Origin of the sequence: Methylobacterium sp. Leaf456 (assembly GCF_001425465.1) — a bacterium.
Lineage (GTDB): Bacteria > Pseudomonadota > Alphaproteobacteria > Rhizobiales > Beijerinckiaceae > Methylobacterium.
On sequence record NZ_LMQV01000014.1, the window covers coordinates 1 to 14,381 of the forward strand.

The following is a 14,381-nucleotide window of genomic DNA, read 5'->3' on the forward strand; positions in this document are numbered from 1 at the left end:
CCACGTCGATAGGCCGGGAGTGCAAGCGCGGTAACGCGCTGAGCTGACCGGTACTAATCGCCCGATCGGCTTGATCGCTCTCATGATCCGTGTCCGGACCTGACCGGCAGCCGCTGAAAAGCGGAGGCCGTCAGACGCCACACCATCACGATCAAAGACCAACGACGGCACACGCCGCCGTTCCTGCTTGCCGAACCCCCAAGTGACAAAAACCTTGTGCTGCGCCGGCCTGGTGGCCTGAGCGGTGTGCCCAGGACCCGATCCCATCTCGAACTCGGCCGTCAAACGCACCAGCGCCCATGGTACTGTGTCTCAAGACACGGGAGAGTCGGTCGCCGCCAGGCCTGCCCAGCACAAGAACACTCACGCACCACATTCCCTCGACACGACCGGTCATCGGCCGACGCCACGCACACCGTGCCGCGACCGATACCRATAACAACACCGACACCGCCGCGGGGTGGAGCAGCCCGGTAGCTCGTCAGGCTCATAACCTGAAGGTCGCTGGTTCAAATCCAGCCCCCGCAACCAACATCACAGACACACGCCAGACCAAAAGCCCCGTGCTACCGCACGGGGCTTTTTGCCGTTCGGCACTGTTCGAGAAGGNCAAATCCAGCCCCCGCAACCAACATCACAGACACACGCCAGACCAAAAGCCCCGTGCTACCGCACGGGGCTTTTTGCCGTTCGGCACTGTTCGAGAAGGCTCCACCCCTTCGGCCACACCGTCATCGGCGGCGCGACCCCTTCAGCAAATGCGGAGCCCTGGATTGCTTCGGCTTCGCCTCGCAATGATGGGGAGGAGTCGAAGCCCCCTCCCCTCTCCGACGTCACCAGCATCCCAAAAAATCAGCGGTCCGCCTTCTCGCCGGCGACCGTCAGATCGACGTAGCGGCGGGTGGTCGGTTCGATCAGGGCGCGGACGCGCTGGGCCATCGCCTCCTCTTCCTGCAGCGATTGGCGGAAGCCGGTGAGGCTGGCGCCCTGGCCGGTGGCGTCGCCGATGGTGAGGAGGGAATGGTAGGCCGCGATCTCGAAATTCTCGAAGGCGTGGTTGGCGTAGGTGTTCTTCAGGATTTCGTCCTGGGCCGGTGTGTGGCCAAGCGCCATCATGTTGCCGACGAACCCCAAGAAACCCTCCTTGATCGCCGAGGGTCTGTCGCCCAGCGATTGCAGCGCCTCCTCCAGGCGGGTGCGCTGGCCGTGGGTCTCCTCGATGTGGCGGCGCAGGGCCTCCTCCATCTCGGGATAGTTCTGCAGCCGCTCGACCTGCCGCTCCATGATCTGGAGCGCCTGCATTTCGAGGGCATGGGTGTTCTTGAGGGCGGTGACGTAGATGTCGCGGGCGTCTAGGGCCATCGGGTTTCTCCGGGTCGTCGGGACCGCACGCAACGACGGCGCCCGGAGCAGGGCCCAGAGGCCGACCGGTGCGGCGACTTCATTGGCGGGAAGTCGCCCGGATCACGGATTGTTCAGAAGACGCTTTGAGGAATGGGGTCGCAGAACATATGATGTTCTTGCGTGCATCAACCTAACCTAGGTTAGTCGTCATTGTACCTGGGCTCGTGCTCGAAGGCTCAGGCGGCTTCGAGGCGCAGCCGCTCGAACTGCGCGTGGATCGCCGTGGCGGGAACGGGGCGGCTGAACAGGTAGCCCTGCGCCTCGTCGCAGCCTTCCAGGCGCAACTGCTCCAACTGCGCCTCGGTCTCGATGCCCTCCGCCGTCACCGTCATGCCGAGGCTGCGGCCGAGGCCGACCACAGAGCGGACGATCAGCCGAGAATTGCCTGTGACGTCGAGGTTGCGCACGAAGGACTGGTCGATCTTGATCTTGTCGAAGGGGAAGCTCTGCAGGTAGCTGAGCGAGGAATAGCCGGTGCCGAAATCGTCCATGGCGACGCGCACGCCGAGGCGCTTGAGGGTGTGGAGGGTGGCGAGCGTCGCGACGTTGTCGGTGAGCAGCACCGATTCGGTGATCTCCAGTTCGAGGCGGTAGGCCGGCAGCCCACTCTCGGTCAGTGCCTCCATCACGGCGCGCACCACCGCGGCGTTGCGGAACTGGGCCGCCGAGACGTTGACCGCGACCGCGACGCCACCCGGCCAGCCCGCGGCCTCGCGGCAGGCGCGGCGCAGCACCCACTCGCCGATCGCGCCGATCGTGCCGGTCTCCTCCGCCAGCGGAATGAACTCCGCGGGCGAGACGTAGCCGCGCTCGGGGTGCTTCCAGCGCAGCAGCGCCTCGCAGCAGGCGACGCGCTGCTGCGTGAGGCTGACGATCGGCTGGAAGAACAGCTCCAGCTCGCCGTTGCCGACGGCCTGCTTGAGGTCGTGTTCGAGCGCGCGGCGCTTGCGCAGTTCGAGATCCATCTCCTCGTCGAAGAACGACCAGCCGCCGCGTCCGCCGGCCTTGGCGCGGTAGAGCGCGAGGTCGGCGCATTTGAGCAGCGTCTCGGGGTTCGACCCGTGATCGGGGGCGAGCGAGATGCCGACGCTGACGCCGACCGAGACGACGTGGCCGTCGAGGACGAAGGGCTCTTCGAAGATGCTGATCAGACGGCTGGCCAGCGCCACCACGTCGTCGCGCAGGCGCGAACCGGACTGGACGATGGCGAACTCGTCGCCGCCGAGACGCGCCAGCAGGTCGCTCTCGCGCAGGCAGGCCTGGAGCCGCTCGGCCACGCCCTTGAGGAGCGCGTCGCCGACCGGATGGCCGAAGCTGTCGTTGACTTCCTTGAAGCGGTCGAGGTCGAGGCAGAGAACGGCGAAGCCGCCGCCCTCGTCGAGGCGCGCGGCGGCCTCCTCCAGGCGCTCGGCGAACACCATGCGGTTGGCGAGCCCCGTCAGGGCGTCGCGCCGGGCCATGGTGATGATGCGCGCCTCCGCCTCGAAGCGCTGGGTGACGTCCTCGTAGGTCGCGATCCAGCCGCCCTCGGGCGTCGATTGCTGGCGCACCGAGACGATGAAGTCGCCGCGGATCGAGCGGCACAGGGCGCCGCTCCGGCCGGCACGCAGGAGTTCTTCCTGCTCCCGCAGAAGATCGAGGGCACGGGTGTCGTCGAAGGCCGTGCCCGCCGCGACCACCGAGGTCATGGTGCGCAGGCTCATGCCGGGATGCAGGGCCCCGGGCTCGACCCCGAACATGTCGCAGAAGCGGCGGTTGTGGACGAGGAGCCCCCCTTCCGCATCGAACAGGCATAGCCCCTGAAGCATGTTGCCGAGCGCCGCATCGAGCTGGAGGTTGCTGCGCTTGAGCTGGTCCTCCTGCTGCTTGAGGCGGGAGATGTCGGAGCAGACGGCAACGAAGCCACCGTCGCGGGTCGGGCTGCGGCTGATGCGCAGCCAGCGCCCGTCCGCGTTCTGCCGCTCGACGGCCGCCGTGCCGTGGGCCCGCATGGAGAGCAGGGTCTGGGCGACGACCGAGCCGCCGGCATCGGCCAGACGCAGTGAGCCGACCTCCGCCGGGTCGCGTCCGAGCAGAGCGGCGAACCGGTCGTTGGCCAGGACGATGCGGCCCGCGGCGTCGGCCACGACGATGCCCTCGCTCGACCCCTGGACCGCGTCGGCGAGAAGCCCCTGGGCCGAGCGGCGCTGGGCCACCTCCTCCTGCATCATCGCGGCGATGTTGCCGCGCATCCCGTCCATGGCGCGCAGCAACGCGCCGAACTCGTCGGCGCCGCCCTCCGGCACCGGCACGGCGAGATCACCGGCGGCGATGCGGGTCGCGGCGGCGGAGGCCTCGGCCACCGGCCGCACGATCTGGCGCGACAGCAGCAGCGCGACGACGCCCGAGAGCAGGATGGCGAACAGCGTGGCGGCGATGCTGAGCCGCACGTCCCGGGCGACGAGGCCGCGGGCCGCCTGACGGTAGGAGAAGCCGTCGCCCGCGGTGAAATTGATGAGCAGGTCGATATGCTGCTCGGCCGTCTTCGCGTGCGCGTCGAGGGCTTGCCAGACGTCGGCCGTCTGCGCCCCGGCACCGAACTCGCGGCGGGCGGCGAGCCAGTAGGTCAGCGCCTCCTTGGCCGCAGTGGCTTCCGCCGCGGCGCGGGCCGATTGCGCGCGCTCGGCGGCGATCCCGAGATCCTCCTCGAAGGTCGCGACCAGCGACGAGATTCGGGTCTCCTGGTCCTGCCGCTCGCCCGGATCGGTCGCGAGCCGCGCGCGAGCCACCGCCGCCTGGATCGCCGCGAAGTCGGCCGCGGCGGCGCGGGCGTAATTGATCGACATCAGCGAGCGGTCGTAGGTCTTGTCGACGAGCCGGCCCGTGGTGGCGATGCCGAGCGCCGCGTAGCCGCCGAGCAGAGCGGTGATCGCGCTCAGCATCAGGAAGGCGAGGAGGATGCGGCCGCGGATGGTCCCGCCGACGCGCAACAGCGCGCGGGAGGCCGTGCGCCAGCGATCATTGCGTGTCGGGGTCCGAAGGGCAGTCATCGGCTCGTGGGGTACTCCGCCCCATTACAATCCTCCACATTCGTTAAGGTAATATCGACTCGCGTACGGTGGCCCCTTCGCCGCCGCCCTTCGCGGGCAAAGTCACGTTAAGGCAAGTGCAACCAGCCGCTCCCTAGGTTGGAGCCGGGCGGGCGCCGGGGCGCTCCTCCGTCTTCGGGACATCAGCGCATGCCTCACGGGGGCCGGACTCGGCTGAAACGACTCGCGGCGGGGGGCGTGCTGGCCGGATGCCTCGTCGGCGCGGGCGCCGTCGCCCTCGCGGCAGTCGGTCAGGTCGCCCAGCGCGTCACCCAGAAAGGCCGCGCCTTCGCCCCCGGCGCCGTCGCGCTCAATGCCGGGGAGAAGGTCGAGATCGTCAACGACGACGGCGAACTCGTGCATCACGCCTATCTCGAACATCCGGATTTCAATTTCGACATCGGCGAGCAGGCGCCGGGCAGCCGGAGCGTCGTGGCTTTTCCGACCAAGGGCAGCTTCACGGTGCTGTGCGGCATCCATCCCAAGATGAAGCTCGCCGTCACGGTGAAGTGATCGCGCCGCGGCGGACACACTGTCCGGCGAATTCATCATTCGAAAACTATCCGGCGATAGCGTCCGTCCCCAGAGGTTCGGATGGCGAAGAGAACGGCAAAGGCGGCGGCACACGCGGCGGCGGTTCTGATGGCCGTCATGGGATGCGCCTGGGCGGTCGGCGTCGCCGGTGAGCCGGCGGATGAAGCGGATCGGGCCGCGCGGCTGGCCGAGTACCGGCGGCCGGACGCCATCCCCTTCCCCGACGACAACCCCTACAGCCGCGCCAAGGCCGAACTCGGCCGCGCGCTGTTCTTCGACACCGCCCTGTCGCGCGACGAGAGCCGGGCCTGCGCCACCTGCCATCTCCCGTCGCAGGACTGGACCGACGACCGGCCGCGGGCGATGCGCAACGACGATGGGCCGATGGCGGTGCGCACGCCGACGCTCCTCGACGTCGCCTGGATCGAGCGCAGCCTCGGCTGGGACGGGCGCTTCCGCGATCTCGAAGGGGTCGCCTACGTGCCGATCACGGCGCCGGCCAACATGGACATGCCGGAAGCGCTTCTGAACGAGCGCCTGAACGCGATGCCGGCCTATGTGCAGGCGTTCCGCTCCGCGTTCCCGGAGGCCGCCGCCGAGGCGAAGCCGGTCACGCGGCGGCGGATCGAGCAGGCGCTCGCCACCTTCCAGCGCCTGATCGTGGCCGGCCCGGCCCCGTTCGACGCCTGGGTCGCGAGCGATCCAAGGGCGGTGAGTCCGGCGGCCAAGCGCGGGTTCGACCTGTTCACCGGCAAGGCCGGCTGCGACGCCTGCCATTCCGGCCACAGCTTCACCGACGGCTCGTTCCACGATATCGGCACCGCGTCGGGCGACGATATCGGCCGGGGCCGGTTCTTCCCGAACTCGACGGCGCTCCGCTACGCCTTCAAGACGCCGACGCTGCGCAACGTCGCCCGGCGCCCGCCCTACATGCATGACGGCTCGGTCGCGGACCTCGCCGCGGTGGTGGCTTTGTACGACAAGGGCGGCATCGAGCGCCCGAGCCGCTCCCGCGACATCCGCCCGCTCAACCTGTCGGCGGGGGAGAAGGCCGACCTGATCGCCTTCCTCGAAACCCTGACCGATGTCGGCGCCGACGGACCGGCCCATCGGCCGATCACGGAAGAGCCGCCGCGCCCGTAAGGCACGACGGCTCCGTCGAGCTTCCGCTTCGCGTTCAGATCACCGGCACGCCGCTCACCGCTGCGGCGGCGTCGTAGAGGTCGCCGTAGAGCACGCTGTGGGCGAGGTAGTAGACGCCGAGGAAGGCCGTCAGCGCGCCGACATAATAGACCGGTGCCAGCACGGCGTCGCGGCGGGTGGCGGGCACGCGGGCGTCGTCGGCCGCGATGGCGATCAGCACCGCGATGATGCCCGAATGGCCGATCGCGTCCACCTTGCCGAACTCGACGATCGCCGAGACGAACACCGCGGCCAGGATGATCGCCGCGGCGCGGCGCACCAGCGGGGTCCAGATTAGGGCAAACGCCAGGGTGAACTCGATCACGCCCGCCGCCCGCATGAAGGTCTCCGGCGAGGCGCCCATGGTCATGGCGGGCTTCGCCGCGAGCAGCGGGTCGGTCCAGTGCGGGTAGGCCCACTTCTCGACCGAGGCCCACATCAGCGTGACGGCGGCGGTGGCGCGCACCACGTCGATCGGGCGGTGGCCGAAGAAGGTGCGGTCGAGGCCGGTGAGCGCGAGGTAGGCGGCCACGCCGAGGAAGACCGGGTAATCGGCGAGATGGAACGCGCCGTAGTTCCAGACGGCGAAGCCGAACAGGAAGACGATGCCCAGCGCCGTGAGCGGCAGCGTACGCTTCCAGATCAGGCAGCCGGCCATGGCGAGTTGCAGCCACGGGATCCAGGCCGCGTCGGTCTTCAGTTCGGGCGTCAGGATGATGCCGCCGAGGTTCCACACCGAGACGAGGAAGAAGCCGACCACCGCCCGCACGATCAGGCCGGTGTCCTCCCGCAGCCGAACTGTGGCTCGGTCGAGGGCGTTCAGCAGCGCCGTGCCGAAGCCGGTGCCCTCGGCGAGGCACCCGACCATCAGGCAGAGGATGGCCAAGCCGGTCATCAGCTCGAAATCGGTGCAGAGCACCTCCGCGAGGCCGCGGGGCTGGCCCGCAACGTCGAAGGCGCAGAACCATTTGACGTGGGCGCTCGCCGCCCCCGTCCCGAGGACGAGGAGCCCGGCGGCCGTTGCAAGCACGACGGGAGAACGCACCCAAAAGCTGGACACGAGGGACATGGTGCCGCCGGATCGGTAGAGAGGATTTCGTTGGAGAAAACTTAACGAAATGCGACGCGTACCGCTAAGGTTTTGTTGACGGACCTTTCCCGAAGGTTAACGCGCCTGCACCCGCAGGCTGTGCCTTTCCGCCCTGCGAAGACGGCGTCCGGCCGGGCGTGCGGCCTGTGGACAACGGGAATGGCGGGGAGGCCCAACTTCGGTTCGGGCGCGTTGACGATTCGTGAAGCCGGTGTGGGCAAGGCTGGGACGAGCCCCGGCCAACCCACGCGACGGGCGATTCGCAGATTGCACCGGGAAGACCGAATGGCCGTGCTCGTCAGCCTCACCTGCCTGCTCGTCGGCGCCGCCCTCTCGGTCCAGGCGGGACGCTACCCGGCCTGGACCGCTCGGATGGAGACCGCGGGCGGCGTCGCGCTGGTGGCGGGGCTCGCGGTGATCGGGGTGGGGCTGAACATTTCGGTTTGAACCATCGACCGGATGTTTGCCGGGTACCCAACGCCCGTCATTCCGGGGCCGCGCAGCGGAACCCGGAATCCACTCGTGATGCGACGCTAAACGACGCCTCGCGGCCAGTCGTGGATTCAGGATACTCGCCTTCAGCGAGCCCCGGAATGGCGACCGTTACACACGCCGCCGCAGCAGACTCGCAAAGAACCCGTCGAGCCCCCCTCCCCTGCTCGATCCGCCGCCGAGATGGCTCGGCAGGGTGCGCAGATCGCCGTTGCCGTCGATCAGTTCGGCGTGTCCGCCGACCCGATCGACGTCGAGCGGCACGCGCTCGAAACCGTCGTGGCGGGCGAGGAAGTCGGCGATCTGGGCCGGGCCCTCCTCCGGTTCCAGCGAGCAGGTGCAGTAGACGAGCCGTCCGCCCGGTGCCGTCAGCCGGGCGGCCTTGTCGAGCAGGCGGCGCTGGAGGCCGGCGAGGCGAACAATGTCGGCCTCGCTCTTGGTCCAGGCGACATCGGGGTGACGGCGGATCGTACCGGTGGCCGAGCAGGGCGCGTCGAGCAGCACGGCGTCGAACGGTTTGTCCTCCGGCAGATCGAGGGCATCGGAAGTGACGACCTCCGCCGACAGCTTCAGCCGCTCCAGGTTGCGTTGCAGGCGCTCCAGCCGGACGGCCGACCGATCGACGGCGGTGACATGCGCGCCTGCGGCGGCAACCTGAGCGGTCTTTCCACCCGGCGCGGCGCAGAGATCGGCGACGCGCTCGCCCGGCTGCGGCGCCAGCAGCCGCACGGGCAGGGCCGCGGCGGCGTCCTGCACCCACCATGCGCCCTCGTCGTAGCCCGGCAACCCGGCCACTGCCTCGCGGCCTTCGAGGCGCAGCGAGCCCAGCGCGAGCCGGCGCCCGCCGAGCTTCTCTGCCCAAGATTCGGCAGACGAGTCAGGATCGTCGCGCACGGTCACGTCGAGGGCCGCACCCTCGACATGCGCGGCGGCGATGGCCCGGGCGGCCTCCTCGCCGTAGGCCGCGACCCAGCGCCGGGCGAGCCAGTCCGGGGTGTTGCGCGCCAGCGGATCGTCCTCGCCCGCGCGGATCGCATCGCGCTCGCGGACGACCCGGCGCAGAACCGCGTTTACCAGGGGGGCGAGATGCGTGAGCTGCGGATCGGCCTTGGCGAGGCGCACCGCGAGATCGACGGCGGCGTGGTCCGCCACCGCGAGGTCGAGGATCTGGGCCGAGCCCGTCACCAGCAGGGCCAGCAGATCCGTCTTCTGCGGCAACCCATCGCGCAGCCGCTCAGCCAAAGCCGCCGTGAGGAAGCCGAGCCGCCGGAAGCTCGCCGTGGCGATGGCGCGGGCGAGCGCAGCATCCCCCGGTTCGAGGTTCAGGCCACGCCCGGATTGCGCCAGCGCATCCTCCAGGGCCAGCCCGCGGGCGGGGCCGAGCAGGGTCGCGACGGCGGTGGCCGCCGCGCGCCGCGCCGCGAGGCCGGGGATCGAGAGATCGATCGGGGGCGGGGTCGGGTTGAGATGGGTCGGTCTCGGTGCCACGCTTTCGGCCGTTCTCGGATGCGGAAACGAATGGGGGCTCGCCCCGGACCCGACGCACTCCCATCTGAGCGCAGCAGATGCAAGGAAAGAGAGATATGAGCGACGACGCGACCGAGCCGCGCGACACCCGCGAACCGAGCCCGGCAGCGCAGCGGGCGCTGGCCGAGGCCGCCGAGCGCCGCGCCGCCATCGACGCCCGCGCCGCCGAGATCGCCAAGCAGCCCGAGCGGAAGGGCCGCGGCGGCCTGGAGCCGGTGCGCTACACCGATTGGGAGGTGAAGGGCCTCGCCTCCGACTTCTGAGGCCCGCCGCCGTCATCAGAGTGTCGTAGAGCGCGAGCGAGGCTTCCTGGAAGGACGGATCGCCCCCCGATCCGCACGGGGAGCGCGTTCGGCATGGCGGGATCGTCGGTGCAGGGGCAGGAGACCCTCGGCATCCTCGCGCCGCTCCTGTGCGAGCCGTCCGTGCCGGGGCTGCTCTGGGCGATGCAGTTCGACCACGCCGGCCGCGGGCGTCGGCTGGCGCCGGGAGAGCCGGTGCCGGAGCGGCCCGGCGACGGCTTCCTCTGGCTCCACCTCAACCTCGTCGATGCCCGTCTCGCCCCCCTGATCGCCGAGGGCCGGTTCGGCCCCCCGGAGCTGGCGGCGGCGGCGTTCGCCGCCGACCCGCACCAGCGCGTGGCGATCGAGGATGCGCATGTCGGCGGGGTCGTCGCCGACCTGGTGCGCGCCGGCGCCGAGGACCGGCAGCGGCCCGGCCCCGACGCCGCAGGCCGCCTGCACTTCGTCATGGCCGAAACGATCCTCGTCACCGGTCGCCGCCACCCGATCCGGGGGCCCGACGCCGCGCACGACGCGGCGACCGCCGGACGGCGCTTCCCGGCCCCGGCGGCACTCCTCGAACACCTCGTCGGCGGGGTCGTGGCCGAGACGGCCAGGACGGTGGCGCATCGCGGCGACGAACTCGACGAGATCGAGGATCACATCCTCGACGATGGGGTCCGCGACGAGAGCCGCCGCCTCGGGCCGATCCGCCGCGAGGCCGTGCGCCTGCGCCGCCATCTGCTCGGGCTGGCTTCCGTGTTCCACCGTCTCGAACAGGAGGAGGACGAGGGCCTGCCCGAGCCGGTCATCTCCACCGCCGCGCGGATGGCGCAGCGCCTCGACGCCCTCGACCGCGACATGCTGGTCTTGGCCGAGCGCAGCCGCCTGCTTCAGGACGAGTTGTCGGCCCAGCTCGCCCGCGCCTCGAACCGCCAGCTCCACACGCTGTCGATCCTCACCGCCCTGTTCCTGCCGCCGACGCTGGTCACCGGCCTGTTCGGGATGAACACCAAGGGGCTGCCGTTTTCGGAAATGGAAGACGGCTCGACCCTGGCGATGGTTTTGGCGGTCGTTTCGGCGGTGGCGGTGTTTTTGTTGATCCGCCGGATGGGAATCGGGCCGTCTCGGGAGCGATAGCGAGTTCCGCCACCTCCAGAGTATCGCCGAGGCGAACGCGCATCCCCTCGCCCCGCACGCGGGGAAAGGGCCGCGACGACCCTGTCGTCCGCGCGGCGAGGCGGCAGCCGAAGGTGAGGGGGACTCACCGGAAGTGTCTCATCCGGAAACTCCCCCTCGCCGCCGCTTTCCGCAGACACGACAAGGTGTCTGCGGGCCTCTCCCCGCACACGGGGAGAGGGGGGAGCCGCGGCATTCTTCGGTCCTTGCCGGCAACACCGCGGCCCACGCCGCGGACAAAAGAAAAGGGGCCGCCTCGCGGCGACCCCCTTCCCGACTGTGACGGATGGCTCGGACTTAGAAGTCCATGCCGCCCATGCCGCCGCCGCCCGGCATCGCCGGGGCGCCGCTGTCCTTCTTCGGCGCGTCGGCGACCATGGCTTCCGTGGTCACCAGCAGGCCGGCCACCGAGGCGGCGTCCTGGAGGGCGGTGCGCACGACCTTGGCCGGGTCGACGATGCCGGCCTGGATCATGTCAACGTACTCTTCGGTCTGGGCGTTGAAGCCGAAGGTCTCGCCGCCGTTGTCGGTGATCTTGCCGACGACGATGGAGCCCTCGACGCCCGCGTTGCTGGCGATCTGACGGATCGGGGCCTCGAGCGCCTTGAGGACGATCTTGATGCCGGCCTGCACGTCCGGGATGTCGGACTTCAGCTGGGCGACCGCCTTCTTGGCGAGCAGCAGCGCGACGCCGCCGCCGGGAACGATGCCCTCTTCCACCGCAGCGCGGGTGGCGTTGAGCGCGTCGTCCACGCGGTCCTTCTTCTCCTTGACCTCGACCTCGGTCGCGCCGCCGACGCGGATCACCGCGACGCCGCCCGCGAGCTTGGCCAGACGCTCCTGGAGCTTCTCACGGTCGTAGTCCGAGGTGGTCTCCTCGATCTGCGCCTTGATCTGGCCGACGCGGGCCTCGATGTCGGCCTTCTCGCCGAGACCGTCGATGATCGTGGTGGTCTCCTTCTCGATGCGCACGCGCTTGGCGCGGCCGAGCATGGGGAGCGTCACGTTCTCGAGCTTGATGCCGAGATCCTCGGCGATCATCTGGCCCTTGGTCAGGATCGCGATGTCCTCGAGCATCGCCTTGCGGCGGTCACCGAAGCCCGGAGCCTTGACGGCCGCGACCTTGAGGCCGCCGCGCAGCTTGTTCACCACGAGGGTGGCCAGAGCCTCGCCCTCGATGTCCTCGGCGATGATGACCAGCGGCTTGCCGGTCTGCACCACGGCCTCGAGCACCGGCAGCATCGCCTGGAGCGACGACAGCTTCTTCTCGTGGATGAGGATATAGGGGTCTTCCAGCTCGGCGACCATCTTCTCGGCGTTGGTCACGAAGTACGGCGAGAGGTAGCCACGGTCGAACTGCATGCCCTCGACGACGTCGAGTTCGGTCTCGGCGGTCTTGGCCTCCTCGACGGTGATGACGCCCTCGTTGCCCACCTTCTGCATGGCGTGGGCGATCATCTCGCCGATCTCCTTGTCGCCGTTGGCGGAGATCGTGCCGACCTGGGCGACCTCGTCGGACGAGGCGACCTTCTTGGCGCGGTTGGTGATGTCCTTCACCGCGGCGGCCGTGGCGAGGTCGATGCCGCGCTTCAGGTCCATCGGGTTGATGCCGGCGGCGACGTACTTGGCGCCCTCGCGGACGATGGCCTGCGCCAGCACGGTCGCGGTGGTGGTGCCGTCACCGGCGATGTCGTTGGTCTTCGAGGCCACTTCGCGCACCATCTGGGCGCCCATGTTCTCGAAGCGGTCGGCGAGCTCGATCTCCTTGGCGACGGTGACGCCGTCCTTGGTGATGCGGGGAGCGCCGAAGCTCTTCTCGATCACGACGTTGCGGCCCTTGGGGCCCAGCGTCACCTTCACCGCATCGGCGAGGATGTCGACGCCGCGCAGCATCTTGTCGCGAGCGTCGGCGGAGAAACGAACGTCTTTCGCTGCCATGTGAGTACTACCTCGAATTCTGGAAGGGAGCCCCGAGACCGGCCGTCTGCTGCTGCATCGGCGGTCTCCAAGGGCGCTGAAACAGACGTGGCCTTAAACGGCGACGACGCCCATGATGTCGGATTCCTTCATGATGAGGAGATCCTGGCCGTCGATCTTGACCTCGGTGCCCGACCACTTGCCGAACAGGACGCGGTCGCCGACCTTGACGTCGAGGGCGTTGATGCGGCCCTGCTCGTCACGGGCGCCCGAACCGACGGCGACGATCTCGCCCTCCTGCGGCTTCTCCTTGGCGGTATCCGGGATGATGATGCCGCCCTTCGTCTTCTCTTCACCCTCGATACGACGGACGACGACGCGGTCGTGGAGCGGACGGAAGTTCATGAGCTACCCTCTTGCTTCGGAATAGCGGTTGGTCTTGATGCGGCCCGAGCGACCGCGCCTACCCTGGCTGTTAGCACTCTCGTTTCGTGAGTGCCAACGACGGCCGCGAGATAGGCGCAGGCCGGTTTCGAGTCAAGACGCCGCATCTCCCGCGCCCGCCCCACGGCGCGGAGAAATTCTCTTAATCCCACGCAATCCGGAAACATCCCTTTCGATGATGAGCCTGCACGGGCCGCAAGGGGCGGTCGATACGAGCCGCCTGCACGGCACCGCCGCACTCCCCGATCACGCCGTCTGGATCGACCTGAACGATCCGACCGCCGAGGAGGCGGCCTGCGTCGAGGAGAAGACCGGCATCCGCGTGCCCTCGCGCGCCGCGCTGAGCGAGGTCGAGCTGTCGAGCCGGCTGCGGCGCAACCGCGACGGCCTCTCGCTCTCGACCCCGATGGTGACCTTCGACCGCTCGGATTTCAGCCTGAAGCCGCTCGGCTTCCTCCTGAACAAGACGCACCTCGTCACCGTCCGCTACCACGACATGCGGGCCTTCGCGGCGGTGCGCAAACGCGTGGACGAGGAGGACGGCGACGGCAGCACCGCCGCGCGGATGTTCCTGCTGGTGGTCGAGGAACTGGTCGACAACCTCGCCGATCTGCTGGAGGAGATGTCGGCCGACCTCGACAACCTCTCGACCCGCATCTTCGACTTCGACGCCGGTGCCCGCCCTGGCGCCCGCAAAGGCGACGCCACCGCGCCGAAGCGCCGCGACCTCGCGCTGCGGCGCCTGCTGCGCTCGATCGGTCGCCACGGCAAGTCACTCTCCAAGGTCCGGGCCAGCCTGCTCGGGCTGGAGCGCATCGTCGCCTTCGCCAAGGGCGAGTGCGGCCACCACCTCGACGATGGCGACGCGCCCCGCTTCGAGACGGCGGCCCGCGACATCGCCTCGCTGGACGAGTTCGAGACCCGGCTCTCCGAGACGCTGCAATTCCTCCTCGACGCGACGCTCGGGCTCATCAACGTCGAGCAGAACAATGCCTTCCGCATCCTCACCGTCGTCTCGGTGGTAGGCGTGCCGCCGACGCTGGTGGCGTCGCTGTACGGCATGAACTTCAAGCACATGCCTGAGCTGGATTGGGTCTACGGCTATCCCTACGGCCTGGCGCTGATCGCGATCTCGGCGATCGTGCCGCTGGTGTATTTCAAGTCGAAGGGGTGGCTGTGACCCGGCCACGTCCGACCGACCCGTTTTAAGGTCTTGGACAGCATCCGACGCGAGACCCGCGGCCCCGTAAACCCCGCTTAATC

Annotated in this window: 12 protein-coding genes, 1 tRNA gene and 2 rRNA genes; 9 read left to right on the forward strand and 6 right to left on the reverse strand. The window is 69.2% G+C overall.

What is annotated here, in order from left to right; genetic code table 11:
- The 3 genes from ASG52_RS12285 to ASG52_RS12295 all read left to right on the forward strand — a co-directional run.
- Positions 1 to 78, forward strand: a 23S ribosomal RNA gene (locus tag ASG52_RS12285); the annotation flags it as partial.
- 150 nt (positions 79 to 228) lie between these two features.
- Positions 229 to 344 (forward strand): 5S ribosomal RNA (rrf, locus tag ASG52_RS12290).
- 110 nt (positions 345 to 454) lie between these two features.
- Positions 455 to 531, forward strand: a tRNA-Met gene (locus ASG52_RS12295).
- A 321-nt stretch (positions 532 to 852) separates the two neighbouring features.
- On the opposite strand, the gene ASG52_RS12300 is transcribed toward ASG52_RS12295, so the two are convergent.
- Both ASG52_RS12300 and ASG52_RS12305 read right to left on the reverse strand, forming a co-directional pair.
- On the reverse strand, positions 853 to 1,362 hold the full coding sequence (locus ASG52_RS12300; RefSeq protein WP_056243356.1) for a ferritin-like domain-containing protein: 510 nt from the start codon (positions 1,360 to 1,362) through the stop codon (positions 853 to 855).
- A 218-nt stretch (positions 1,363 to 1,580) separates the two neighbouring features.
- Positions 1,581 to 4,433 (reverse strand): EAL domain-containing protein, encoded by a 2,853-nt coding sequence (locus ASG52_RS12305; RefSeq protein ID WP_056243357.1) that lies wholly within the window; start codon positions 4,431 to 4,433, stop codon positions 1,581 to 1,583.
- 189 nt (positions 4,434 to 4,622) lie between these two features.
- Here ASG52_RS12305 and ASG52_RS12310 point away from each other — a divergent pair, with 189 nt between their 5' ends.
- A complete protein-coding gene (locus ASG52_RS12310; RefSeq protein ID WP_286159028.1) occupies positions 4,623 to 4,985 on the forward strand; it encodes a cupredoxin domain-containing protein in 363 nt (120 codons plus the stop codon).
- A gap of 81 nt (positions 4,986 to 5,066) precedes the next feature.
- Positions 5,067 to 6,149 carry a cytochrome-c peroxidase gene (locus ASG52_RS12315; RefSeq protein ID WP_056243359.1) on the forward strand — a complete coding sequence of 361 codons (1,083 nt, stop codon included), beginning with the start codon at positions 5,067 to 5,069 and terminating at the stop codon, positions 6,147 to 6,149.
- Positions 6,150 to 6,183: 34 nt separating this feature from the next.
- Here the strand turns inward: ASG52_RS12315 and ASG52_RS12320 are convergent, their stop codons facing one another.
- A complete protein-coding gene (locus ASG52_RS12320) occupies positions 6,184 to 7,257 on the reverse strand; it encodes a hypothetical protein (RefSeq protein ID WP_056243361.1) in 1,074 nt (357 codons plus the stop codon).
- A gap of 306 nt (positions 7,258 to 7,563) precedes the next feature.
- Between ASG52_RS12320 and ASG52_RS27860 the strand changes: the two genes are divergently transcribed.
- Entirely contained in the window at positions 7,564 to 7,725 is a 162-nt protein-coding gene (locus tag ASG52_RS27860) for a hypothetical protein (protein ID WP_200945602.1), read from the forward strand.
- 156 nt (positions 7,726 to 7,881) lie between these two features.
- On the opposite strand, the gene ASG52_RS12325 is transcribed toward ASG52_RS27860, so the two are convergent.
- A complete protein-coding gene (locus ASG52_RS12325; protein ID WP_056243413.1) occupies positions 7,882 to 9,204 on the reverse strand; it encodes an RsmB/NOP family class I SAM-dependent RNA methyltransferase in 1,323 nt (440 codons plus the stop codon).
- A 149-nt stretch (positions 9,205 to 9,353) separates the two neighbouring features.
- Between ASG52_RS12325 and ASG52_RS12330 the strand changes: the two genes are divergently transcribed.
- Together ASG52_RS12330 and ASG52_RS12335 are read left to right on the forward strand one after the other, a co-directional pair.
- Positions 9,354 to 9,560 carry a DUF1674 domain-containing protein gene (locus tag ASG52_RS12330; protein WP_156383913.1) on the forward strand — a complete coding sequence of 69 codons (207 nt, stop codon included), beginning with the start codon at positions 9,354 to 9,356 and terminating at the stop codon, positions 9,558 to 9,560.
- 93 nt (positions 9,561 to 9,653) lie between these two features.
- Positions 9,654 to 10,718 (forward strand): CorA family divalent cation transporter, encoded by a 1,065-nt coding sequence (locus tag ASG52_RS12335; RefSeq protein WP_056243364.1) that lies wholly within the window; start codon positions 9,654 to 9,656, stop codon positions 10,716 to 10,718.
- A 336-nt stretch (positions 10,719 to 11,054) separates the two neighbouring features.
- Here the strand turns inward: ASG52_RS12335 and groL are convergent, their stop codons facing one another.
- A complete protein-coding gene (groL, locus tag ASG52_RS12340; RefSeq protein ID WP_056243366.1) occupies positions 11,055 to 12,695 on the reverse strand; it encodes a chaperonin GroEL in 1,641 nt (546 codons plus the stop codon).
- A 93-nt stretch (positions 12,696 to 12,788) separates the two neighbouring features.
- A complete protein-coding gene (gene groES / locus ASG52_RS12345; protein ID WP_056243368.1) occupies positions 12,789 to 13,079 on the reverse strand; it encodes a co-chaperone GroES in 291 nt (96 codons plus the stop codon).
- Positions 13,080 to 13,293: 214 nt separating this feature from the next.
- On the opposite strand from groES, the gene ASG52_RS12350 reads away from it, so the two are divergent.
- Positions 13,294 to 14,298, forward strand: a complete 1,005-nt coding sequence (locus ASG52_RS12350) for a magnesium transporter CorA family protein (protein ID WP_056243370.1) — start codon at positions 13,294 to 13,296, stop codon at positions 14,296 to 14,298.
- Positions 14,299 to 14,381: the final 83 nt, after the last annotated feature.

Coding starts and splice junctions, on each gene's coding strand:
- ASG52_RS27860 (WP_200945602.1), top strand. CDS start 7,564: ATGGCCGTGCTCGTCAGCCTCACCTGCCTGCTCGTCGGCGCCGCCCTC.
- ASG52_RS12300 (WP_056243356.1), bottom strand. CDS start 1,362: ATGGCCCTAGACGCCCGCGACATCTACGTCACCGCCCTCAAGAACACC.
- groES (WP_056243368.1), bottom strand. CDS start 13,079: ATGAACTTCCGTCCGCTCCACGACCGCGTCGTCGTCCGTCGTATCGAG.
- ASG52_RS12330 (WP_156383913.1), top strand. CDS start 9,354: ATGAGCGACGACGCGACCGAGCCGCGCGACACCCGCGAACCGAGCCCG.
- ASG52_RS12305 (WP_056243357.1), bottom strand. CDS start 4,433: ATGACTGCCCTTCGGACCCCGACACGCAATGATCGCTGGCGCACGGCC.
- groL (WP_056243366.1), bottom strand. CDS start 12,695: ATGGCAGCGAAAGACGTTCGTTTCTCCGCCGACGCTCGCGACAAGATG.
- ASG52_RS12315 (WP_056243359.1), top strand. CDS start 5,067: ATGGCGAAGAGAACGGCAAAGGCGGCGGCACACGCGGCGGCGGTTCTG.
- ASG52_RS12320 (WP_056243361.1), bottom strand. CDS start 7,257: ATGTCCCTCGTGTCCAGCTTTTGGGTGCGTTCTCCCGTCGTGCTTGCA.
- ASG52_RS12350 (WP_056243370.1), top strand. CDS start 13,294: ATGATGAGCCTGCACGGGCCGCAAGGGGCGGTCGATACGAGCCGCCTG.
- ASG52_RS12310 (WP_286159028.1), top strand. CDS start 4,623: ATGCCTCACGGGGGCCGGACTCGGCTGAAACGACTCGCGGCGGGGGGC.
- ASG52_RS12335 (WP_056243364.1), top strand. CDS start 9,654: ATGGCGGGATCGTCGGTGCAGGGGCAGGAGACCCTCGGCATCCTCGCG.